Here is a 22331-nt window from a genome sequence, read left to right on the forward strand (position 1 = left end):
ATACAAAAAGTATCATATTTTGACATTTAGTTTAGCTCAACTCATTTCTATTATTTGCTTAAGTTCAAAGTCCACGTTTAACTAGGTAGTAAAAATGCACACAGAAACCCCGTTCAAAACACACTTTAACGCTGAACAAGCAGGCTTAGAGTCATTAAATATCAAGTCTTCAAATATCACTTTTGTGAGTGTCTCAGATATGTTGGCACTGATTAATCAATATGGTGTAGAGCAGTTGATGCTTGGCATGGTTGAGTATCTTGAAGCTGATTTTAAACGCTGGCTTGATTTTGATAAGTCACCCCGTTTTGCAGCACACTCTGCGGAGGGCGTAATCGAGCTGATGCCCGTTGCTGACCACCAGCAATTCAGCTTTAAATATGTGAACGGTCACCCAAAAAACACCAAAATCGGCCTACAGACCGTTACCGCATTTGGCGTACTGAGCGATGTAGCCAGTGGTTACCCGCTGATGCTCAGCGAAATGACCATACTGACAGCACTCAGAACAGCTGCAACATCGGCCATGATGGCTAAATATCTTGCGCCAAAACAGAGTAAAACGCTGGCGATGATTGGCTGTGGTGCGCAATCTGAGTTTCAGGTACTCGCATTCAAAGCCATATTAGGCGTCACCCATGTTCGCCTTTATGACATAGAGCCTAATGCAACCAAGAAGTGCTTTAATAACTTAGAAAGTTATAGCAAAGAAAACGACCTCAATATTGAAATATGCCACTCAGCCGAAGAGGTCATTAAAGGGGCTGACATCATCACTACCTGCACCGCGGATAAACGCAATGCCACCATTTTAAACAGTGACATGGTAGGTGAAGGCATTCACATCAATGCCATTGGCGGCGACTGCCCGGGTAAAACTGAACTCGATGCCGCCCTGCTCAATCGCGCAGACGTTTTCGTCGAGTACGAACCACAAACGCGTATTGAAGGCGACATTCAGCAACTACCAAGCGACAGTAAAGTGACCGAGATGTACCAAGTTATTTTGGGTGAAAAATCAGGTCGCACCTATGATGCACAACTGACCATTTTTGACGGTGTTGGTTTTGCACTTGAAGATTATTCGGCATTGCGATTTATTTTTGAGCTGGTAAAACAGAATCAAGAAGCGCAGCAGATTGAGTTATTAGCAAGCCCTGAAGACCCAAGAAACTTATTTGGCTTAACGCAAACTCACAGCGCTCCAAGCGCATAGATGCTGAGTTATATAAAAATAAGAGACCACTATGAGTTTATTTCCCCAAGCACCTAATGCGGTGGTGATGATAAGACCGCATCATTTTAGCCCAAACGAGCAAACTGCGGGTGATAACAGCTTTCAGTCAAGCAGCAAATTCGACCACGCTGAGGTAAGTCGTTTAGCCTATGAGCAAGTTACTAGAGCCGCTGAAACCTTGCGCAGTCATGGTATTAATGTACATATTTTTGAAGACGAAAGCACCGAAACTCCAGACTCGGTATTTCCTAATAATTGGTTTTCGACCCATCTTGGTGGGCAAATTGCCATTTACCCTATGTACGCACCAAATAGACGCAAAGAGCGTCGCAGTGATGTCATCGAATTTTTAAAAGCCCATTATCGCGTACAAGATGTGATTGATTATTCTGGCCTTGAGTACGACAACCTGTTTTTAGAGGGTACGGGGGCCATGGTGTTAGATCACATTGAACGAGTCGCTTATGCCGCTCGCTCAAACCGCACCGACTCTCATGTATTAGAGCGTTTTTGTTCGCACTTTAATTTTGAACCTATGGTGTTTGACGCTCAAGATAAGCACGGCAAAGCGGTTTACCATACCAATATCTTGATGTGTATTGGCAGCGACTTTGTTATAGCTGGGTTTGAAATGATGACAGATACCAAACGCCGCGATGAAATCATTCGACGTTTTGAATTTGCTGGCAAAAAAGTGATTCATTTAACGGAAGCGCAAATAGGCGCATTTTGCGGTAATGCACTAGAGTTACACGCAGGTTCTAAACGTTTATTGGCATTGTCGAGCACCGCATTTGCAGCGCTCAGCCAATCGCAAAAAGCATTGCTTGAGCAAAGTGTCACGTTAGTACCACTCGATGTTTCGGCCATTGAACTAGCTGGCGGCTCAGTTCGCTGCATGCTAGCGGGCATACATCTGTCAAAACGCTAACACTGCTAAATCAAGGGTTTTATACCAATCTTCTTAATTAAGGTAGCTATTTTGAGGATTGGTATTAATTGGTATAGAAAAGAGAGCATATAACAATGATAAATAGCGCAATTAGTACCATCAACAATTTACTGTGGGGCCAAGGCCAAATACTCATTTATTTGCTGTTATTTGCAGGCTTCTGGTTTTCATTCAAGCTCAAGTTTGTACAGTTTCGCCACTTTAGATACATGTTCAAAGTGATGAAAGACAGCACTCAAGGCGATAAATCAGGTATCAGCTCGTTTCAGGCTTTATGTACCGGTTTATCGGCTCGGGTCGGCACGGGTAACTTGGCTGGCGTTGCCATTGCCATCTCATTAGGGGGCAGTGGCGCGGTATTTTGGATGTGGTTAATTGCGCTATTAGGTATGGCGACTGGGTTCGCTGAAAGCGTACTCGGTCAGCTTTATAAAATTCGTGACGGCAACAATGAATTTCGTGGCGGCCCTGCCTACTATATTCGTAAAGGTCTAAACAAACCTTGGCTCGCGGTACTGTTCGCGCTGTGTTTGTTTTTAGGTTATGGGGTGAGCTTTAGTGCAATGCAAGCCAATACCATTGCTGATGCACTGAACAATACTTTTGCTATCGACCCAACTTATTCAGGGGCGGTGATTGCCGTTATCGCAGGTTTCATTGTGGTAGGCGGTCTTCGCAGTATTGCCCGTTTTGCCGAGCTCATAGTGCCATTTATGGGACTGGCCTTTGTGGCCGTTGCGCTTGTAATTACTGCAATGAATATTCATCATCTCCCTGCTATGTTTGCAGATATGTTTGCCTCGGCATTTGGCTTAACAGAAGCTGGTGCCGGCGCACTCGGTGCTGCCATTAAAAATGGTATTCAACGGGGGTTATATTCGAATGAAGCTGGCGCAGGTAGCGTGCCCCATGCTGCAGCTGGTGCGTCTCCAGTGCCAAATCACCCTGTTGCGCAAGGTTATGTGCAAATGCTTGGAGTATTTGTCGATACCATTGTTTTATGTAGCTGTACCGCCGTGGTCATTTTACTGTCTGACATTACCATCAGTGGCGAAATGGAAGGCATTGGCATGACACAAAACGCCATGAGCAGTCACTTTGGTGAATTTGGTCATTATTTTGTTGCCGCGGCCATCACCCTATTTGCCTTCACTTCCGTGGTTGCAAACTACGCCTACGCAGAGAGTAACCTTCACTTGTTCAAACTCGACAATAAACTGGGTCGCGCTGCCTATACGGCCTTATATTTATTTATGGTGTTTTGGGGAGCAACGGCATCACTCAAAGAGGTATGGAGCATGGCCGACGCCGCCCTTGGTTTAATGACCTTAGTGAACGTTTACGCCATTGTGCTGCTCACCCCAACCATTGTTAGTATTACCAAAGACTATCAAAGTCAGCTAAAAGCCAATAAAACTCCAGAGTTTAAATTAGACAATGTTGAAATTCAGGGCAAAACAGAAAAAGGCGTATGGGAGTAACAGCCAAAAGAGCGTGTTTAAACACGCTCTTTAAATTGTCTCATAAATTAAGCAGGCAAAATACTCTGCCCATGATTAAAGACATTGTTTGGGTCGTACTGACTTTTTACAGTCTGAAGTGTTAGATAATGCTCACCGTAATAAGCCTGTTGCCAGTCAGTAATTAAAGGGTCGATATAATTTACGTATGCACCACCCGTGCTCCATGGTGCCATAACTTGCCTAAAGCCGTTTTGCTTAGCTTGTGCGGTATCTATCTGTGCGTTGCTGGCACTTGGGTGAAGGGGTAAATAATATTCGGCACTTACAATGGCTTTACGATGAGGATATGCGGTTTCATCCTCACCTATTTCATCGATTTTGCCACCGAGCAAATTCATGATGATCATGCCGTTATGACCATCGCTATTTTGCTGCTCAATTTCAGCTTTTAATGCTTTTACACCCGCTGGTGGAATGAGAGAGTTAAAAAAGTCAGAGCTGGCGCCAAACGCACTGCGCTGCATCGTTCCTCCCTCAAATTGCGTGCTTAGATGACAAGATGCAACATTACTTTCACAAGTACCTAGCATCACACTGCGATAGCTACTTGTATTATGGATGTTAGAACTCGGTGTAGCCCCTGTTTCGGCAATAAAGGTTTGCCAGAGAGTTTCTGCTTCTGCAGCAGGGTTTAAACAAAATGCCCGAACATTAACTCTCGGGCCACCAAATACCCAAGTTGGTAGACACTGCGACCACATCTCATTGGGCCACTGCTCTGCAAGAGTTTGCCAAACCGCGAACACGTCTTCAAAATCATCAAAACTAAAATTCGCTTCAAATACGGTGATGTCGTTGGCGGCGTGTGTTTTGAATTTAAATTGCGTCACAATACCAAAATTACCACCGCCACCACCTCTAAGCGCCCAGAATAAGTCACTGTGATTGTTCGCATCACAGCTAATTATCTCGGCGTCGGCAGTGACTATCTCAACCGCTTGAAGCGTGTCGCACGTTAGGCCGTGTGCTCTATCAACTACGCCGAAACCACCGCCCATGGTTAACCCTGCAATGCCCACACTTAAACAACTACCTGCAGGAATAGACACGCCCTGCTGTGTTAATTGATCATACACATCTGTAAGTCTTGCGCCTGAGCCTATAGTGGCGATGTCACCTTGTAATGAAATGTCATTCAAGTCTGTTACGTCTATTATCATACCTTCGGTTGTCGAATAACCACCATAACTATGGCTACCAGAACGCGGCGCTATATGAAGTTCATGCTCTTTTGCAAAGCGGATCGCTGACTGAACGTCTTGTGCATTCGCGCATTTCACTACGACTTGCGGATAAATATGATCAAACCGTGTACTAAAACTTAAACGTGCTAACGAATATGGTTGCTCGTCAGTTGGGAGAATAACCCGACCTGAGACATTATCTTTCAGCGTCTGCCATTGCGCGTTTGTGAGTTTGCTCACCACACCTGTATCTGGGCGATTATCTATGAGTGGCAGTGTGACTTCTGGGGCAGAGCCTTCGCCTCCACCACATGCAGTTAAAAATAGAGAAGCGGCTGAAAAGCTGAGAAACTGTCGACGGTCCATAACGATCCCTTGCTGTATTGATATTGTTGTTTTTATCACCTACTGAATTGACTACACTATGCTAAAGCTCTGTATTTAAACAGGGTAAATACAAGCTATTTAATTGATTATTAATAATTTTCACCTTTCTTTAAAAATCAGAGTGATATTTGAATCACGGTCCCGCACACGCTAGACTCAACTATCACTTTTTTGAAAGATCAATAACAACAAAATGACTAATAAAATAATCGACCTACGTAGTGATACTGTCACCCAACCTTGTAAAGCCATGCGTGATGCAATGGCCAATGCGCCTGTTGGCGACGACGTGTTTGGTGATGATCCAACCGTGAATGCACTACAACAAAAAGCCGCAGAGCTAACCGGCCATGAAGCGGCATTATTTGCCCCAAGTGGCACACAAAGCAACTTGCTTGCCCTACTCGCCCATTGTCAGCGCGGTGACGAATATATTGTTGGTCAAGACGCCCATACTTATAAATACGAAGGCGGTGGCGCAGCAGTATTGGGCAGTATTCAACCTCAGCCAATAGAGTTTGCAGCAAACGGATCTATTCCACTCGATATCGCGAAAAAGAAAATCAAACCTAACGACCATCACTTTGCACGCACCCGTTTGTTATCAATCGAAAATACCGTAGGCGGGCAAGCTTTACCTATGTCTTACTTAGATGATGCGCGCGCGTTCTGTAACGACACAGGACTTGGTTTACACCTTGACGGTGCACGGGTATTCAATGCTGCGGTGCATCACAATGTGCCTGTATCGGCAATTACTTCGCAGATGAATTCGGTTTCTATTTGTTTATCGAAAGGCTTAGGCACGCCACTTGGCAGTATTTTATGTGGCCCGAAAGACTTTATTCATGAAGCTCACAAGTGGCGCAAAATGCTCGGTGGTGGTATGCGCCAAGCTGGTATTGTCGCAGCAGCCGGTATATTCGCATTGGACAACAACATCGAAAGACTGATTGAAGATCACCACAATGCTGAGTTTCTAGCCACAGAACTTACCGAAATAGATGAACTAACAGTCACAAAGCAATTCACCAATATGTTGTTTGTTGAATATCAAGGCTCGCTTTCCCCCTCTGAGCTTGCAGACAAGCTGCTAGAAAAAGGCATCAAAGTTTGTGCAGGTGAACAAATGCGCTTTGTGCTGCATAAAGATGTGAGCCACGCAGATTGTAAACGCGTTGTAGAAGGGTTTAAGGATATTTTTAGTTAGTAAGCGATAAGTTTTTAGCTGGAAGTAATTTAGTTGAAAGTGAGGGGGGTCAGATTTGCTTGATAAGACTCGTGTAAATCTGACTATTCATCTATCTATACATACCTGCTAGCTAATCAATTTTATTTTCTGTTTGCTCATGAACATCATTAAATAACAGCATTTCTTTAAGCTGCAGCTCTTTGCTTTCATCGAACCCACACTTGTCGCATACATCTGAGTTTTTAGGGTTTACATAAGTGCCAAAAAGCATATCAAACCACACAATATCGCAATAATTAGACCTATGTTTATTGTACTCATGATGCATACGGTGCATTTGTGGTGTCTGTATGATGAAACCAAGCCATCTAGGAGCTCTAATGTTCGAGTGAAGAAAATAGCCCATCACACCCAAGTAAAGCGTAAACCATGCTGATGCAAGTGAATTAAAACCCAACAACACATAACAGGTCATTGCACCTATTATTAAACTACTAACAGCATCCAGTGGATGCAAATAATTAGAGGTTAAAGCTTCTATTCTTTGTGGGCTATGATGCACTTGATGAAACATCCGCCATAAGTATCGATTACTGTGCTTTAAACGGTGCCACCAATAGAACACAAAATTAAAAAAGACATAACAAATTAACCCCTGCACTGGTGCAGACATATTTATTAAAGGGTCACTTACCTCAATAGATTGAAAGAAAGGCTCCCAAGTCAATGAGCCGAAGTAGAAAGTTAAAAGCGTTATTATGTTTAAAAGTACTGCGCGCCGATACCAGGCTTTAGATTTTACAAATGGTTTGTGGCTTATCAGCCTCTCTAGCACAAATAGAAATAACGCGATGGCAGCAATGTAGATAGTCATTCTAATCCTTGAAAAACTTATTCCTTTTTAATCACAAATAATTATTTCTTCGCCTAAGTGATAAATGTTATTTAAAGCAACATAAACGCCTGATACCACTCCGGTAATTGGAAGTAGGATTATCCCGCTAATTGAATAGTAGGTATTAGACTCTTTTGCTAGATCAATTACCTTTAAAGTTTTTTTATCACTCGATATTTCACATTTACTAACATGGTGGTCATCTTTAATAGGCACAACAACACAGCTTGATAAGAGAAATAAAAAAGGCGTTAAATACTTCATGAGGTTCATCCTTGTTTTCAATTAAACCATAACTTATCTGTAGACAAGCGCTTCGTCAAAGTACCGAGAAGCACTATAAACATGCTTTAAACCCAAAGTAGTTAGAGAGAAGAATTATGAAATAATCTTCATTATTTCAAAAACAGCACCCGCTTTATCAAACCATCTTCAACTTCGTAGGTGGCGATCGCTTTAAACTTGTTTTCGTGCTCTTTACCTTGATACATAAACTTTGCAGTTACTTCTTCTGTATCGACAACAAAGCGGCCTTGAATTTCGCGGTGTGTAATTGCAGCATTTAAATAACTGACTCTGCTGAACATCAGCTCATATTCTTCTTTCAGTTTATCAATACCTTTGTATTTAAGACCTTCTGGAAAATAGTGGATCTCTACGTCTTTGTGGTAGGTTGCTAAAAACGCGTCAATGTCTCGGTTGTTGTAGGCTTTAAGCTGAATATCGACAATGTCTGTGACATTATTTGTTGCTTCTGAAGTGCTTGAAGCTGCAAAAGCTGACGTTGAGAACAACATCGCCACAGAAAAAATTATACTTACGATTTTCATAGATTCTAGGTCCTTTTAAAAGTTAAATATTATATTTCAGAGCAAATAAGCAACAATTATTAATAGTTAACTTAACATCAAAAATAACTGCAAATTGCCACGTCCCCCAGTTAGATACTAACATAACAAACCTAGGCGGCACGCCCTTATTTAATCAAACTAAAACAACGTAATAGCTGAAGTGATAATGAATGCTGCTAAGTAAGCGGAGAAAAATAGGCTCATAAAAATCCACGGTACAAAGATAAGTCCTTTTAACCAACTCCAACCATAAAAAACTTTTGCAGACTGATAAAATACGGTTAAGCCAATAGCACTTTCTACCAATCTTCTATACTCCGAAAAGTAATCTAAGCTAAAGGCTTTAAAAACTGCCACCATAACAATGCCATACAAACAATAGAGTGTGCTGGTATATAACAGCATAATTAAAGTTGAAATATAGTTATAACCCGATTTATAAAAAGAAAATCTGATCACTAAGGCCGCGAATGGTAAAGCACCAAGGTAAATTAAAATTCGATGGTTTATATAGAGTTCTTGCCAAGTCTGTGCGAACTCACTGATACCTGCTTGCTGTTGATGCGCTGCATATTCATTTAGAGCAGCAATACCCCCTGTTAGAGCTAACAATGCCAAGTACAATCCGATAATAACAAAACATAATCGCAACGGGTTGACGTATTGCTTACGTTTTCCTGAGGTATATTGTTTTGCGACATGCCCTGGCCGAATAAACAAATCTTTAAATGTTCTAAAAATACGTGTATCAGTATTGGTCAACGTATCAATAAAAGTATTAATAAAAAAGCCAATTGTGAGTTCACCTGCAATGTGCTTTTGTCCGCAATGTGAGCAATACTCGCCCGAAATAGGAGTACTGCAATTCATACACTTAGATGATGTTGCTGTATGTTGAGCAGTCATTTTTCTTATAGTTTCCTTTGAGTGCGTCAATTACTTTTGAAGTATATATGTATATTGCAGCAATGACATTTGTCATGCAACGACGTGACAAACCTCACTGATAAACACCCTACCTTCTAGCCATACTTACTCCATCAACAGACGGAGATTGCCATGAACACCATTAACCTAGAAACACATTTACAAAACTATAAAAACCGCCGCTTTTTGGCTGTACCACTGGCCGGCATGATTGTGTGGAGCTTGCTGATCTTTACCGGTATGACTTTGTCGTTACATATGCAAACTTGGGCGATTTATATTGGTACAGGTTCAATTGTGTATTTGGGGTTAGGTCTCGCGAAGTTAACTGGTGAAGACGTACAGTTTAAAAAAGGCGCTGAGCGTAACCCGTTCGATACTATCTTTTTAGCCGCGGTTGCGATGACATTTTTGACCTTTTCAATCAGCATTACCTTTGCAATGCAAAATCCTTACGCCCTGCCATTTGCGATTGCTGTACAGTCGGGCTTAATGTGGTTAGTACATGGTGCAATTTGTAAGATTAAGGTATGTATAGCGCACGCAGTTGTCAGAACAGTTTTATGTACCGCTGCTTTTATCATAAGTCCTGAGAACAGCTTTGTATTACAACCGATTATTGTGGTGCTGTGTTACTTATTTACTATCTTAGTACTTGAAAAGAGATGGGCAAACTTGCAAATGCAAAAAGCGTTAAAACCTCAAGCAGCTTGAATACCAGCTCTCTAAACAAAAAAATTCTCAATAAAAAAGCGCAGCATGATGCTGCGCTTGTTTGTTCTCAACTGAGTTAGCAACTTTATTTAAACTAAGCTTTATTTAGGTCTCGCCATTGCAAAAGGGCTGGTAATACCCGAATATTCCCCACCGCCTAAACGCGCCAGCGGGGCGACTTTGTCGGCATGAATTTTTAAACGCTGCTTCGCATCCAAAGAAATGACTTCATCGTTCACATATAAGGTTTTTACCTTAACAAACACCAATGACTGCGGCGCTTCGCCCATTTGTTGCACCTCATATAACTCACAACCATAAGCGATATGGCAGTTTTTAATGCGAGGTAGATCAAAGCCTGCGAACTCCACTAGCTCAATGTCGTTGGCGGTGATTTCAGACTCGCCATGCTCGAGTGTTGCAGCCGAAGCGGTGACTAAATCAGCGTCTTGCTCTGAGGCAATGTGAATAACGCACTGTTTGGTATTAATCACATTTTTAACTGTGTCTTTAATCTCGCCTGTTGGTTTTTTACCAGCCGAAAACATCATCAGAGGCGGCGCACTCGACACCGCTGTGAAATAAGAAAATGGCGCGAGATTGTAGCTTTGCTCGCCCGAGTCAGTTAACACCCAAGCAATAGGACGCGGAATAATGGTTTGCGTCATTAAGTGATAGATTTGATTGCCAGAAAAGTCAGAGAAATTCAGTTCCATTTGTCTTTACCACTTTGAAAAATAAGGCCAACATGATTGCATAAACCAAGGTGTAAAAAAACCTGTAGGTACAGATAATAATCTCAACTATTACCTAATACGTATATCAGTTAAAATTATCGCAATTTAAACTAAGCACCGCCTTTAATGCTCTCAAATCACAGCCCGCTCAACACCCGTTTACCGCTTGTTTATCATCCAAATTACTCGTTTAGTTTTGATCCGAAACACCGCTTTGTGATGAGTAAATTCGCTAATTTATTTAATGAAGTAAAAAGCATGGGCTTAATTGGTGACAACCTAGTTCAACCAGAACTTGGCTCACCTACGCCACTCGAGCTGGTGCATTGCGAAGACTATATTTGGGATCTATGGCGTAACCAGCTCGATGACAAAGCGATGCGACGGATTGGCTTACCTTGGTCTGAGCAATTAATGGCGCGTACTTTTACCGCCCCCCTTGGCACATTAAAAACCGCAGAACTAGCCCTCGAACATGGGGTTGCCTGTCACCTTGCCGGTGGCACCCATCACGCCCATTATGATTTTGGATCAGGCTATTGCATGGTGAATGACCTTGCATTTACATCGACAACGCTTATTCAGCAAGGCAAAGTGAATAATGTACTGATTTTTGATTTAGACGTGCACCAAGGCGATGGCACCGCAGCCATGTTAAAACACAATCCGTATGTGTTTACCTGCTCTATTCATTGCGAGAAGAACTTTCCGTTTAGAAAACACGACAGTGATTTAGATATCGGTCTTGAAAATCATTTAGAAGACACTGCATATTTAAATATTGTGCAAGAAACCTTAACGGGCTTAATTGAAGATCTAAACCCCGATTTGGTGCTGTACGATGCAGGCGTTGATGTATGGGAGCAAGATACCCTAGGTAAGCTCAATATTTCATGGCAAGGATTAGAAAAGCGTGATGCGTTAGTGCTTAAAACCTGCCAAAATAAAGGTGTGCCAGTGGCAACGGTGATCGGCGGCGGTTACGATAAAGATCATTTACGATTGGCAAAACGCCACGCGATAGTAGTGAGACAAGCGGCGATGTTATAGTAAGGTTGTTTAGAAGATTTAGAAGCGTAGGATAAACCAACATCCACTGTCTTATTGTAAACCTTATACACTTGTACAACCTTATTCATATCAGTGCTGTTCAGTGCAATAGAACCCTACATACTTTAGCGAACCCTCATTAGTACAAATACACTACCTACCACTTTTAACGTGTGTTAAAACTCTCCATCAGTTATTGTATTTATTGACTATAATGGAATAAATTAACTTCAAGTGGTGTTTATGAAGTACTTACTCTCGCTGTTTATTTTATTGTTGATATCATTTAGCGCTGAGGCTGATAAGGTCACATTGTTAAGTGATGATGCAAACGATCTCGAGCTATTTTATAAAGATGGCCGTAACGATATTGCCAGTGACTCATACCGTTTGTTATTTGAAAACTTAAAGAACGTTAAATTTGAGCTAAAAATCGCCCCCACAGCACGTATTGATGCGCTTCTTAAGCAAGAGAAAACCATCTGTGCAGTAAACCGTATCAAAACCGAAGAACGCCAACTCTATAACCTATATTCACATCCTGTGCACTTGTATCCCAGTCATCGCCTTTACTATTTTAAAGACCGCACACCTTTACTAAAAAATATGTTAACCGAAAGCGGCGAGCTGGTTAGTTTAAATAAATTATTTAATCACTACACGATGGCAAGCCTTGCCATCGAAACAGGAAGGTCATACGGAAAAGGATTGGATAAGCAAATAAAACTGCTAAAGAATGAAAACCTACTCGCTCGTGCAGGCAGTGATGCATACGATGCCATGATCAAATTGTTTGCGCGACATCGCGTTGATTTCTTAATTTCATACCCCACTATTTTTAAACAATATTACGCTGAAGATGACACTGATATTGCTTCGGTTACTGTTAACAATCATCCCAAATTTATTGCTGGGCATATTGCCTGTAGTAGCACGCCAAGATCTAAAAAAATAATAGCTGAGATAAATAAGACCCTACTCATGCTTTATCCCACAGAGCCTTATTTATCGATGCATTTACATCATGTGCCAAATACCGAGCAAAGCTTGTTAACTCGCAGGATCAGCGACTTGTTTTTGAAATATAAACTACTCAGTGATTGAGTTTTTTGATAAGTGTTATATGACGCTAGACACATATTGATTACTAAAAACTAATGTAGCCGATAAAGACAAAGTGACTATTGCAGGCAAAGCATCTTTTATTGTGTCAAAACGTAGGTGAAAGAAAATTGCACCTATTGATGTTAATAGAATGCCAATTGCACCTAACGCATTGAGTAAGCTGTTGTCTATTAATACTGATAACAGCAAATTCAACGCTGATGCGCTTTCTATCAACCCAATTAAGAACATATGGGTACGACTCAAGCCATAGTTTTTGAAAAAGCCTAACTGGATCTGAAAAATCTTCTTTTGCCATCCCGTTAATTTGATTGAACTTGCAAATGAAAAGAACACAAATAACACCAATGAAATAATCGTCATGTTTAAACTCCGTATTTGAGAATGGTGTTATTTAAGCATTCCTAAAAAATGCGATAAATGCTATTAATTACATAGCTAATATTCCCAATAGGAATACACAATGGATAAACTCACATGTCTTTCGGTGTTTGCCACCGCAGCGCGTTTGGGTAGTTTTACTGCAACCGCAAACGAACTAAACATGACTCAAGGCGCTGTCAGTAAACGTATTGCCTGGCTTGAACAAGACTTGGGTTTTACTTTATTTAACCGAACGCCAAGAAAAATCACGCTTACAGATGCAGGGAGAGATTATTTAGCTTGTAGCCAAGAAGTGCTTGAAAAGCTATCGTTAACTGAGCACCAAATCCGCAACGAGCAATCAAAAGTCGTCGGCAACCTAAGAATTTCAGCACCCTCAGCGTTTGCAACAAAGCGGCTCGCTGAGCCCTTGAAATACTTTATGGCACTCCACCCCGAGCTCGAACTTGATATATCAGTGAATGATCAACACGCTGATTTATTCAAAGACAATATTGATATTGCGATCAGGGCCGCTCACCTTGAAGATTCAAACTTAAAAGCGAAAAAATTAATCGAGCATTCCTTATGTTACTTCGCTTCTCCTGGTTACTTAGCTGAAAATGGCATACCTCAAAATCCGTCTCAATTACGCAATCATCAATGCATTACCTACTCTTTAATGCGTCCCTCTAATATCTGGACTTTTGAAGCCAGTAAAGTACAAGTAAACGAAGTAATAAAAAGCGATAGCCCAGACATGATAGTGAAAATGGCACGGTTAGGGGCTGGCATAGCTGCTATGCCCAAATGGATGGTCACAGAGTATTTTGAAAATGGTGAACTTGTTGAAATTTTACCTCAAAAGCATGCTTTTTCACTGCCAATGTATACAGTTTATAAAAATAGTAATTACATTCCTTATAAAATCAGCGCTTTTATTAAATTCTTAAGTGACTATTTCACAAAACACCAATAAGCACTTTAGCTATGCACATTTATAAAAACTAATAAATTTGCATATTCGACTATGCTTAAATTATATCTGCTTGAAAAGAAGCTACTCTATGGACAAAATTATTTTATCCGTGCTTCTGTGTATAGCCAGCTGTTGCACATATGCGCAATCAAACGCTCGATTTTCTTTCGATGTTGCCTCCCGTATGGTTTATAACCATAACCTAGACAATATTGGGTCTATGACCCCCATAGGTTTTGACTACCATAACGTGATCAGTGGTGAGTCTGGAGATGTTGGCACATTAATCATGCAGCTTTACGCTACAAAAATCGATAATCTCACCCCGCACCCTGGCTTTTTCTCAGACGAAAACGATATCGAAATTGTTACTCGTATTTTTAACTTCAATTACACAGGCCTGGGCCGTAATTTACCAAATATAAAAGTAGGTCATATAGAGCTGCCTTATGGCTCCGAATATCGCATTGATACCAACGGTACACTCAAACAGTACAACCACGGTATTAATTTAGGCCCAAAAGCGGACTGGGGGGTAAGTCTCAATAAACAATATGAACACTATGAGTATGAGTTTGCATTAACAACTGGCGGTGGCCAAGATTTTACCAATCAAAAGAATTCTTATGTATTTACAGGGTATTTAGGCGTTCCCTCACACCATAATTTTCAATACGGCATTTCTCTAAATAAAAGTAAAATTAACTTACTAGAGCGCCAGAGCATAGCTTTTGATATTGCTTATTATTATCAGCTTTGGGGGATGCTTTTTGAACTACAATCAGAGGAGCGCCAACAACAGCATTATTCGCAAGCGTTCGTAGAATTTAATCGAACCAACTCAAGCAATACTTTAGAGCTTTACACGCAACTTCGATATCAAGAGAGTAAAAAAGTCACTCGGCAAGATTTCATCATAGGCACAGACTACGCAATTACACCTAAAATCAGTGTAAGTGCTCAATTCACACGTTTATTAAAGCAGCATAACAGCCAATTCATGGCGCAGTTCAGGTGGCGCTTTTAGGAGAAGGTATGCGTATTCTTATATTTATGATTTTATTGCTATCAAGTCCATATCTTCGGGCCGAAGCATACTGTGGCTTAAGAGATCCAGTTGCAATGATAAGTAAACTGTACCCAAACTATAAAAGCTACCGCTCGATTGTAAGAACCATAGACGCTCATACTCGTATCAAAGTATCTGAGCGTCTACCGGGCATGCCCTTACATTTTGGTGAATTGGGTAGACACACCTTATATGTCATCGAAGCAAAAGGAATGACCCAAGGTTTTGTGCACGTCCGCTCTGAGCAAACTCGGTGGGGGTTAGTCGAAATAGCATGGGCCATAGATCTAGATATGAAAATAATTGATTTCCAATTTCAACGTTGCCGCCATAGCGATAGAAAGCATTTAGAAACATCTATTGCTAAGAGTGTTTTTCAAGGCAAATCTTTAAACGACTTAATGCTGTTCTACGACTTTAACAACAACAAACCACACTCTAGTTATTATGAACAAGTAAAGCACCAAGGAGATCTCAGTGACAGTGTCTTAAAATGCGCAATGAAAACTCTGTTAGTCACACAAATTGTTTGGCAAAAAGAATTAGATTCCATTAATCAATCTTTAGTAAACGAGGCGCCATGAAAATAGCGGTTCAAAGCCAAATGTTAGTTATGAGCTGCTTTATTATCAGCCTGCTATCTTTTTGTGTTTTGGGTTTACAGTTCTACCAGAGCTCACAAACACAAACTGAGCTGAGTCAAATAGAGATAGAGAAAGGTCAAATTAATCACTTAGAGAGTATGTTAGGCCAATGGCTCACTACAGTAGATTTGTTTTTTAACAACCGCCAAAGCTACTTGGTTATGGGGATTGAACGTCAGGGCATACAAATCAAGGAGAAGCTCAAAAATTTAGAATTCAGTCAAATACATATTGCTAAGCCTGTGACTAAATTAAAGAACCATATGAATAATGCGCTTCCTTTAGTCAATCAAGCTGCGATTATCGGTCCAGAAAAAACAGAAGAATGGCTCTCTTTACTAGAAGAGATTGACGGCAAAACCATTAGCCTAATTCAAGAATATGAGCTTCTTAAACAGCAAATAAAATTATTATCCGATAGAAAACGAAATGATTTTGAGGCACAAAAACAGCAATTAATTCTTAGCTTTGTTATCGTTATTATGTTCACAGTGGCTATCTTAACTTTACTTGGTATTTGGAATAGCAGAAGCATAATTCAACCCCTGATACAGCTTTCTTGTCTGTCAGACAGTTCTGCGTCCTCTCTGTCGTTTGATAATGCCCCCTTAGAGTTCAAGACAATTTCGCAAAAGCTCACTAGCTCTTTTGTTAATTTGGCAAAAGAGAAGAGACAAGCTGAATTAGCCAACCAAAAGATTGAACAACAAAACTCTCAATTACAAGACACCATAGTGCGACTTGAAGAAACACGGGTACAGTTAGTTGAAAATGAGAAATTGGCTTCAATAGGACAATTAGCTGCCGGCGTTGCGCATGAGATTAATAACCCTATCGGTTATGTAATGTCTAACTTAGAAACCTTAGAAGACTACATTAGTGATATGAAGGCATTTATTGAGCATGCCAATAAGCTTAAAAATGAGATGCCACAATTAAAAGTATATTCAGAGAAGTATGATATAGACTTTATTCTCAGTGACTTACCTGAATTACTTAAAAGCTCCCATTCTGGACTAAAGCGAGTAAAAACCATAGTCAAAGATTTACGGGCCTTTAGCCATGATATGCCCAATCATATTGAAGAAATAGTCGTAAAAGAGCTAATAGAACAAGCGACCAATTTAGTACGTCCAAGTTTGCCGAGCAATGTGTCAATTCACTTAAACTTAAACACAGAGCAAACATTAAATGGGTCAGCCACTAAGCTTGCACAAGTTTTAGTGAACCTAATGCTCAATGCCGCTGATGCTATTACAAAGCAAGGCACCATTAACGTCACATTATTATCTGAAAATAGCATTATCAAAATTCTAATTGAAGATGATGGCTGTGGTATGGATGATGAAACTCAAAACAACATATTCAATCCGTTTTTTACCACTAAACCTGTTGGCAAAGGAACCGGTTTAGGCTTACATATTTGCCTGACAATTATTAAAAGCCATGGCGGCGACATATCAGTTTCGAGTGAAATTGACAAAGGCACGTGTTTTACAATCAGTTTACCAGTCTTGAGAAATAATGATTACTAACAAGGCACTATGTCTTCTTGCCAAAGCTCAGCGACAAAATCGATAAAAGCGCGCACAACAGGCGATTGATAACTTCTCGACAAGTACACCGCCCAAAGTTGGCTACTTTCAATATGATAATCTTGCAGAATAGGTACGAGCTTTTTATCAGTTATGTAGCTGCGTGCAATATCATACGGCAGCCACGCGATCCCAGTGCCATTCATTGCAGCTTGCAAGAGTGTAGGTACATCATTGCAAACTAGTGGCCCGCTGACTTTCACCTCAACAATTTGCTCTGCTTTTATGAATCGCCATTTATCATGTGACAAATGAACTAAACAGGGGTGCTCTGAAAGCGCTTCAGGTTTTTCGGGTGCTCTATGCTTGTCTAAATACTCTGGAGATACACAAACACATGCGCCTATCACCATCAGTCGTCTGGCAATTAAGTTTTCATCGGGTGTATTGGTATATCTGAGCGCAATATCTATGCGCTGTTCAACTAAATTCGAAAAACTATCGCTGGCATGAATATCAATTTTAACGTTTGGATGTTGCGCTATAAATTGACTGACAGCATTGACCAACATATTTTGGGCAAAACCGATAGGACTCGAAATGCGAACCGTACCCGATAATGTTTGCCTGCCTTCGGTACTCTCAGCGATCAAAGCACTGGTTTCATCTAAAATTCGCTCAAATCTTTGTAGAGCTTGCTCTCCATGCTGCGTTAAGCTCACCCTTCTGGTGGTACGATGCAATAACCTTTGTTCTAGCCATTGCTCTAACTCTTGCACATGACGTGTCACTTGAAGACGACTTAAGTCAAGACGTTCAGCAGCTTTAGTAAAGCTAGATAAATGTGCCACTTCAACAAAGCTTTTAATGGCAGTAATACGATCCATATTAAAAATTCAGCCTATCATTAGATAGCAAATGAGAAACAATCTATTTCAATTTCGCTCGATTATTTCATCTTAGTTTTCTTCTAATCTAGACACAACCCAAAACATTTACCCAAGAGGAAAATATTATGAAACTAATCGTATTAGGTGCATCAGGTTGGATAGGCTCTCATATCGTGGCAGAAGCAAAATCAAGAGGTCATGAGATCACAGCGCTAGTTCGAGCACATGATAAATACGACGTACCTAATGTCACCGTAAAATCATTCGACTTAAATAACGAATCCGACAACTTAAGCGCTTTAATCAGTGATGAAACGGTGTTTGTTGCAGCCATTGGCGGTCGAGCTTTGGGCAATCACGAGATTGTAAGAAATACCGCAGAGCGATTACTGAATGAATTACCAAACACCAACATTGAGCGTTTGCTATGGGTCGGTGGTGCAGGCTCGCTAGAAGTGGCACCAAACTTAAAGTTAATCGATACCCCTGAATTTCCTGCTGAATATAAAGATGAAGCCATTGCGCAAGGTGAAGCACTAGACGTGTTTAAACACTCTAGTAGCCCGTTAAACTGGACGTTTATTAGCCCTGCAGCTGAGATTTTCCCGGGTGACAAACTAAACCAATATCGTACAAGTGCTGATCAACTTATTACCGATGAGCAAGGTAATAGTCGTATTTCAGTCGCCGACTATGCAGTCGCATTCGTAGATGAAATTGAAAAAGCATCACATATCAACACAAGAATGGGTGTGGCTTACTAAGAAAAAAGCCTTGATGTTCAGAGAATATCAAGGCTTTAAATACTCACGCTTGCTAGCTTTACTCAGCTTAATGCTTACTATTATAACTCTTTTTGTTTTAAGGCTTGAACCGTACGTTCCAACTCTTCGACTCTTTTTTCAAGCGCTTCAATTTTTGTATTTGAGCCTTTCATCGACTTCAAGTCTTCAATTATCTTCTGCGGTTCGAACATATAATTAATAATGAACATGAAGACCGCAAGACCTAACATAAATGACACCAGCTCCCACATACCGTTTCCTTATTATTTTTATCAAATTAATATTTAAGCACGTACCCCATTTAGCCGTACTTTTAATTTAATAACAAATCTTAATTGAAGCTAGAACATCGTATTATTATTTTTGGAAGTTTCGGGTACTCGTTGGCTTACCCCCCAATGCTCTGCAAATTTGCCATTTTCCATGCGAAACACATGCATAACTGCTGAGCCAAGTGAATCAGGCGTGCGTTTTACATGAAGATGCAACCAAACTAAATCGCCCTCTGATGCGGCACGCTTTACTGACATTGATAACTGCGGAAATTTTTTATATCGCTTAGCAAAAATGGCTAATAATGCTTCTCGACCATCTGGCACATGGGGCGAGTGTTGAATATAGTTTTCAACAATACAATCTACTTTCAAAATCTCAAGGCGTTTAGCGGGCTTGAGACCATTTCGGTTCTCAAGTATCTCCATACAATATAGAGCTTTATCTAAATTTTTTTGCTCTAGCTCTGTTCGTGTCACTTCAGTTACGAGTGCACTTGTAGCAAAAGCGCTCGAAACAAAAGTACATACAAATAAAGTAAAAATCAGTTTTAAGACTGTCATTTAAGTTCCTTTTATAAAATCAACTGTTACTTGTTTATGGCTAAGCCATACCTTTAGATATAAAATGAGACTGCTAATCCAATCATGACCGCCAGCAAAATGCCCGGCCCAACCTGCCTCTGTTGAAACTCAAAAACGTCCGCGCAAGAACACACATTGAAATCGCATACTTACGCTTATTGCCTTTCTTAACTCTGAATGCTCAGCATTTCTACAAACCCACAACAGTATAACTAAACCTAAAAACAGTATTGCCATTCTTCGACCGAAAAAAGTGCAGAGTTGCTTTGTTCAATACCACATAAACTAAAGAGGTGTTCATGGTAAAGTAAAAATGCAGCAAACAAAGAACATGCTATTGAAGCTGTAAAAGTACTAATTTTTGAAGCTAAACATGATTGTCCTTATCTAAATAACTTGACAGTTGATGTAGATAAATAAGCCATATCAACAGTACCTATATTTATACTTCAGGATAGTCTAATAAACAACCACTTAAATGCTCACAAATCGCTTTGTCAGCACATCTTTGTGCATGATGTCGAAATACAAAAAGATAAAAATGACCTCATTAAAAGTAGCCTTCATTAAAGTCGATAGCATGATCAAGGTGACCTGGAAAGTAAAACCGCCAGCCTTGTTGTTGTTTTTCGTCTAGTCGTATTTTCAGTAATTTAACACTTAAACAATAAGCTTGAAGTGCGTCGACACCATATGCAAACTCATCGATATTCAGAGCTTGAATGCGCACCTTACAGCGAAAATCGCCTCCGGGTAAAGGGTCAAGCTCAGGAGCGCGGACTTCAATATTCAGTTTAATTCTCTCGCCCGAAGCGTTAATGGCATCATATTCAGCGTTTATCATTATTAATCCAATCTCGATTTAATTTGCTTTTATCATTTCTTGAACGCCTTCTATGACTTTAATGTCATAGCCTTCATGAATCTCAAAAGCAATACTTGGAGAGTCCGGCGTATGATCCATAAATACATAGCACAGGTACTGCTGCTTGCCTTTTTCAAACTTAAAAGAATAACCCCCACCACTGCCTTCCATGTTCATTTCTCCGGCTCCAAGCACTAAAGAAGGTGCATCTTTTTGCGTTTTATCTAGCGCCCATAACGCAAGTCTATAACTACCATCGTCGAGTTCATCAATTCGCAAAATTCTGTTTTCGGTTTTACCGGCCAGTACTGGTTTTTTGTATCCTTGGAGACTAGCGTGCACTTTTGGTTTAGAGCGATTGATTAACTCCTTTTTCATCGCTGCCTCTGTTGCTGATTGGTGATTTATAGCTGATATAAACCCTGAAGCATCAATCCAAACAACGCCATGTGACAGCATGATGCCTCTCCACCCCATCTGACTCCAGTCTTTTTCAGTATCTGAGTTAATAATTAAGTTTATAAGTGCGTCATCAAAAACTTCTTTGTATCGTTTGATAAATTCAGCTTCGTTTTTGATTGCTGGGATCGGGTGTTCTCTATTGAGGGGATAAGCGACCAACTTAGAGATTGCTTCAACATCGTTTTGTTGAAAAGCATTTTTTACAACTTGAATTTGTGCTTGCAGCGCTTTATCTAGCGCAAGTGCATTAAAACTAAGGGTAAGAAAGGCGAGAAAAACCGCTTTTAGGGCATTCATAAAGTAATTCAATCCATTCATTGATTAATAACGGTTTATGCACCGTCAAAGTACCCATTACAATAACAGACACCCATTACTTATTGTCACTACTTAGAATGAATAAATGCTGAAGCAGTCCATTCAAATAAAAACGTGCGAGACAAACAATGTAACGCACGCTTTAAAAATTAACTGACTGCGATTTAACCGAATGAACGCGCTTTCAAATACGCTTCACGACTTTGTACGTTTGTAAGATAACGGGCAATATTTTCACGGCCTTCTAGCAAGTTTAGACTACCTGCAATTTCAAGTGTAATAGTCATCATAATGTCGGCCGCTGAGAACTCATCGCCGGCAAAGTAGGTTTGCTGAGCAAGTACCGAATCTATATATGAGAAGTCTAGGTTTAGTTCTTTGGCAATATACCCGTCCATCGGGTTTGTGCCACTGCGCTCTTCCATTTGCATCAGCAAACTTGTGATCACCGGTAAGCCCAAAGAGCCTTCTGCAAAGTGCGACCACTCAACATATTGATAGTAGGCCTTGCTGCCTTTTTCTGGGCGTAAACGCTGCTCTGTGTCTTGGTCAAGAATGTACTCCATAATTGCACCTGATTCACAGATCACCATGTCATTGTGCTCAATGATCGGCGCTTTATTTAATGGATGTACTTTACCTAGACTTGCTGGCGCTAAACGCGTGGTTGCATCACGCTCGTGTTTCTCAACCTCATATGGCAAACCTAGTTCTTCTAGTAGCCATAACACGCGGGTTGAACGCGATTGGTTAAGATGATGTACTTTAATCATAAATCATTCCTTATTTA

25 protein-coding genes are annotated in these 22331 nt (G+C 40.5%); 12 read left to right on the top strand and 13 right to left on the bottom strand.

Annotation, left to right across the window (positions count from 1 at the left end; all coding sequences use genetic code 11):
- Window positions 1-94: 94 nt before the first annotated feature.
- The 3 genes from ACXAC4_RS11090 to ACXAC4_RS11100 all read left to right on the top strand — a co-directional run bounded on the left by ACXAC4_RS11090 (window position 95) and on the right by ACXAC4_RS11100 (window position 3670).
- Window positions 95-1216 (top strand): ornithine cyclodeaminase, encoded by a 1122-nt coding sequence (locus ACXAC4_RS11090; RefSeq protein WP_475161507.1) that lies wholly within the window; start codon window positions 95-97, stop codon window positions 1214-1216.
- 31 nt (window positions 1217-1247) lie between these two features.
- Window positions 1248-2168, top strand: a complete 921-nt coding sequence (gene ctlX, locus ACXAC4_RS11095) for a citrulline utilization hydrolase CtlX (protein WP_475161511.1) — start codon at window positions 1248-1250, stop codon at window positions 2166-2168.
- A gap of 95 nt (window positions 2169-2263) precedes the next feature.
- Window positions 2264-3670 (top strand): alanine/glycine:cation symporter family protein, encoded by a 1407-nt coding sequence (locus tag ACXAC4_RS11100; protein ID WP_475161514.1) that lies wholly within the window; start codon window positions 2264-2266, stop codon window positions 3668-3670.
- Window positions 3671-3717: 47 nt separating this feature from the next.
- Here ACXAC4_RS11100 and ACXAC4_RS11105 read toward each other — a convergent pair whose 3' ends face one another.
- The gene (locus tag ACXAC4_RS11105; RefSeq protein ID WP_475161517.1) at window positions 3718-5262 is read right to left on the bottom strand and encodes an FAD-binding oxidoreductase; all 1545 of its coding nucleotides are present in this window, start codon (window positions 5260-5262) and stop codon (window positions 3718-3720) included.
- Window positions 5263-5488: 226 nt separating this feature from the next.
- Here ACXAC4_RS11105 and ltaE point away from each other — a divergent pair, with 226 nt between their 5' ends.
- Window positions 5489-6493 carry a low-specificity L-threonine aldolase gene (gene ltaE / locus ACXAC4_RS11110; RefSeq protein WP_475164102.1) on the top strand — a complete coding sequence of 335 codons (1005 nt, stop codon included), beginning with the start codon at window positions 5489-5491 and terminating at the stop codon, window positions 6491-6493.
- 112 nt (window positions 6494-6605) lie between these two features.
- On the opposite strand, the gene ACXAC4_RS11115 is transcribed toward ltaE, so the two are convergent.
- The 4 genes from ACXAC4_RS11115 to ACXAC4_RS11130 form a co-directional block, all read right to left on the bottom strand.
- The gene (locus ACXAC4_RS11115) at window positions 6606-7349 is read right to left on the bottom strand and encodes a sterol desaturase family protein (RefSeq protein ID WP_475161521.1); all 744 of its coding nucleotides are present in this window, start codon (window positions 7347-7349) and stop codon (window positions 6606-6608) included.
- A gap of 27 nt (window positions 7350-7376) precedes the next feature.
- The gene (locus ACXAC4_RS11120; protein WP_475161524.1) at window positions 7377-7634 is read right to left on the bottom strand and encodes a hypothetical protein; all 258 of its coding nucleotides are present in this window, start codon (window positions 7632-7634) and stop codon (window positions 7377-7379) included.
- A 131-nt stretch (window positions 7635-7765) separates the two neighbouring features.
- Window positions 7766-8200, bottom strand: coding sequence for a nuclear transport factor 2 family protein (locus ACXAC4_RS11125; protein WP_475161528.1), 435 nt, complete (start codon window positions 8198-8200; stop codon window positions 7766-7768).
- Window positions 8201-8359: 159 nt separating this feature from the next.
- Entirely contained in the window at window positions 8360-9127 is a 768-nt protein-coding gene (locus ACXAC4_RS11130; RefSeq protein ID WP_475161532.1) for a DUF3667 domain-containing protein, read from the bottom strand.
- Window positions 9128-9280: 153 nt separating this feature from the next.
- Between ACXAC4_RS11130 and ACXAC4_RS11135 the strand changes: the two genes are divergently transcribed.
- On the top strand, window positions 9281-9862 hold the full coding sequence (locus ACXAC4_RS11135) for a DUF7010 family protein (RefSeq protein ID WP_475161535.1): 582 nt from the start codon (window positions 9281-9283) through the stop codon (window positions 9860-9862).
- A gap of 101 nt (window positions 9863-9963) precedes the next feature.
- Here the strand turns inward: ACXAC4_RS11135 and ACXAC4_RS11140 are convergent, their stop codons facing one another.
- Window positions 9964-10578 carry a flavin reductase family protein gene (locus tag ACXAC4_RS11140; protein WP_475161537.1) on the bottom strand — a complete coding sequence of 205 codons (615 nt, stop codon included), beginning with the start codon at window positions 10576-10578 and terminating at the stop codon, window positions 9964-9966.
- A gap of 147 nt (window positions 10579-10725) precedes the next feature.
- Between ACXAC4_RS11140 and ACXAC4_RS11145 the strand changes: the two genes are divergently transcribed.
- Window positions 10726-11649, top strand: a complete 924-nt coding sequence (locus ACXAC4_RS11145; RefSeq protein ID WP_475161541.1) for a histone deacetylase family protein — start codon at window positions 10726-10728, stop codon at window positions 11647-11649.
- A 243-nt stretch (window positions 11650-11892) separates the two neighbouring features.
- The gene (locus tag ACXAC4_RS11150) at window positions 11893-12753 is read left to right on the top strand and encodes a hypothetical protein (protein ID WP_475161547.1); all 861 of its coding nucleotides are present in this window, start codon (window positions 11893-11895) and stop codon (window positions 12751-12753) included.
- Window positions 12754-12768: 15 nt separating this feature from the next.
- Here the strand turns inward: ACXAC4_RS11150 and ACXAC4_RS11155 are convergent, their stop codons facing one another.
- Complete coding sequence (locus ACXAC4_RS11155) at window positions 12769-13137, bottom strand: DoxX family protein (RefSeq protein ID WP_475161551.1); 369 nt, start codon at window positions 13135-13137, stop codon at window positions 12769-12771.
- A gap of 100 nt (window positions 13138-13237) precedes the next feature.
- Here ACXAC4_RS11155 and ACXAC4_RS11160 point away from each other — a divergent pair, with 100 nt between their 5' ends.
- The 4 genes from ACXAC4_RS11160 to ACXAC4_RS11175 all read left to right on the top strand — a co-directional run bounded on the left by ACXAC4_RS11160 (window position 13238) and on the right by ACXAC4_RS11175 (window position 17364).
- Window positions 13238-14116, top strand: a complete 879-nt coding sequence (locus tag ACXAC4_RS11160) for a LysR family transcriptional regulator (RefSeq protein ID WP_475161556.1) — start codon at window positions 13238-13240, stop codon at window positions 14114-14116.
- 88 nt (window positions 14117-14204) lie between these two features.
- Window positions 14205-15143 carry a hypothetical protein gene (locus tag ACXAC4_RS11165; protein WP_475161559.1) on the top strand — a complete coding sequence of 313 codons (939 nt, stop codon included), beginning with the start codon at window positions 14205-14207 and terminating at the stop codon, window positions 15141-15143.
- An 8-nt stretch (window positions 15144-15151) separates the two neighbouring features.
- A complete protein-coding gene (locus ACXAC4_RS11170) occupies window positions 15152-15769 on the top strand; it encodes a hypothetical protein (protein WP_475161561.1) in 618 nt (205 codons plus the stop codon).
- A complete protein-coding gene (locus ACXAC4_RS11175; protein ID WP_475161564.1) occupies window positions 15766-17364 on the top strand; it encodes a sensor histidine kinase in 1599 nt (532 codons plus the stop codon). The genes ACXAC4_RS11170 and ACXAC4_RS11175 overlap by 4 nt, the downstream gene beginning before the upstream one ends.
- On the opposite strand, the gene ACXAC4_RS11180 is transcribed toward ACXAC4_RS11175, so the two are convergent.
- Window positions 17361-18251, bottom strand: coding sequence for a LysR family transcriptional regulator (locus ACXAC4_RS11180; RefSeq protein WP_475161567.1), 891 nt, complete (start codon window positions 18249-18251; stop codon window positions 17361-17363). The two genes, ACXAC4_RS11175 and ACXAC4_RS11180, sit on opposite strands and share 4 nt — an antisense overlap.
- Before the next feature lie 128 nt (window positions 18252-18379).
- On the opposite strand from ACXAC4_RS11180, the gene ACXAC4_RS11185 reads away from it, so the two are divergent.
- A complete protein-coding gene (locus ACXAC4_RS11185; protein WP_475161570.1) occupies window positions 18380-19018 on the top strand; it encodes an NAD(P)-dependent oxidoreductase in 639 nt (212 codons plus the stop codon).
- A gap of 80 nt (window positions 19019-19098) precedes the next feature.
- On the opposite strand, the gene ACXAC4_RS11190 is transcribed toward ACXAC4_RS11185, so the two are convergent.
- The 5 genes from ACXAC4_RS11190 to ACXAC4_RS11210 all read right to left on the bottom strand — a co-directional run bounded on the left by ACXAC4_RS11190 (window position 19099) and on the right by ACXAC4_RS11210 (window position 22314).
- Window positions 19099-19290, bottom strand: a complete 192-nt coding sequence (locus ACXAC4_RS11190) for a hypothetical protein (RefSeq protein WP_138481103.1) — start codon at window positions 19288-19290, stop codon at window positions 19099-19101.
- Window positions 19291-19380: 90 nt separating this feature from the next.
- Window positions 19381-19875 (bottom strand): nuclear transport factor 2 family protein, encoded by a 495-nt coding sequence (locus ACXAC4_RS11195; RefSeq protein WP_475161574.1) that lies wholly within the window; start codon window positions 19873-19875, stop codon window positions 19381-19383.
- Window positions 19876-20446: 571 nt separating this feature from the next.
- On the bottom strand, window positions 20447-20740 hold the full coding sequence (locus ACXAC4_RS11200; RefSeq protein ID WP_475161577.1) for a DUF6968 family protein: 294 nt from the start codon (window positions 20738-20740) through the stop codon (window positions 20447-20449).
- Window positions 20741-20758: 18 nt separating this feature from the next.
- Entirely contained in the window at window positions 20759-21520 is a 762-nt protein-coding gene (locus ACXAC4_RS11205; protein ID WP_475161580.1) for a hypothetical protein, read from the bottom strand.
- A 185-nt stretch (window positions 21521-21705) separates the two neighbouring features.
- Complete coding sequence (locus tag ACXAC4_RS11210; protein ID WP_475161582.1) at window positions 21706-22314, bottom strand: glutathione S-transferase family protein; 609 nt, start codon at window positions 22312-22314, stop codon at window positions 21706-21708.
- Window positions 22315-22331: the final 17 nt, after the last annotated feature.

Source organism: Pseudoalteromonas sp. AWM4_233, assembly GCF_056158285.1.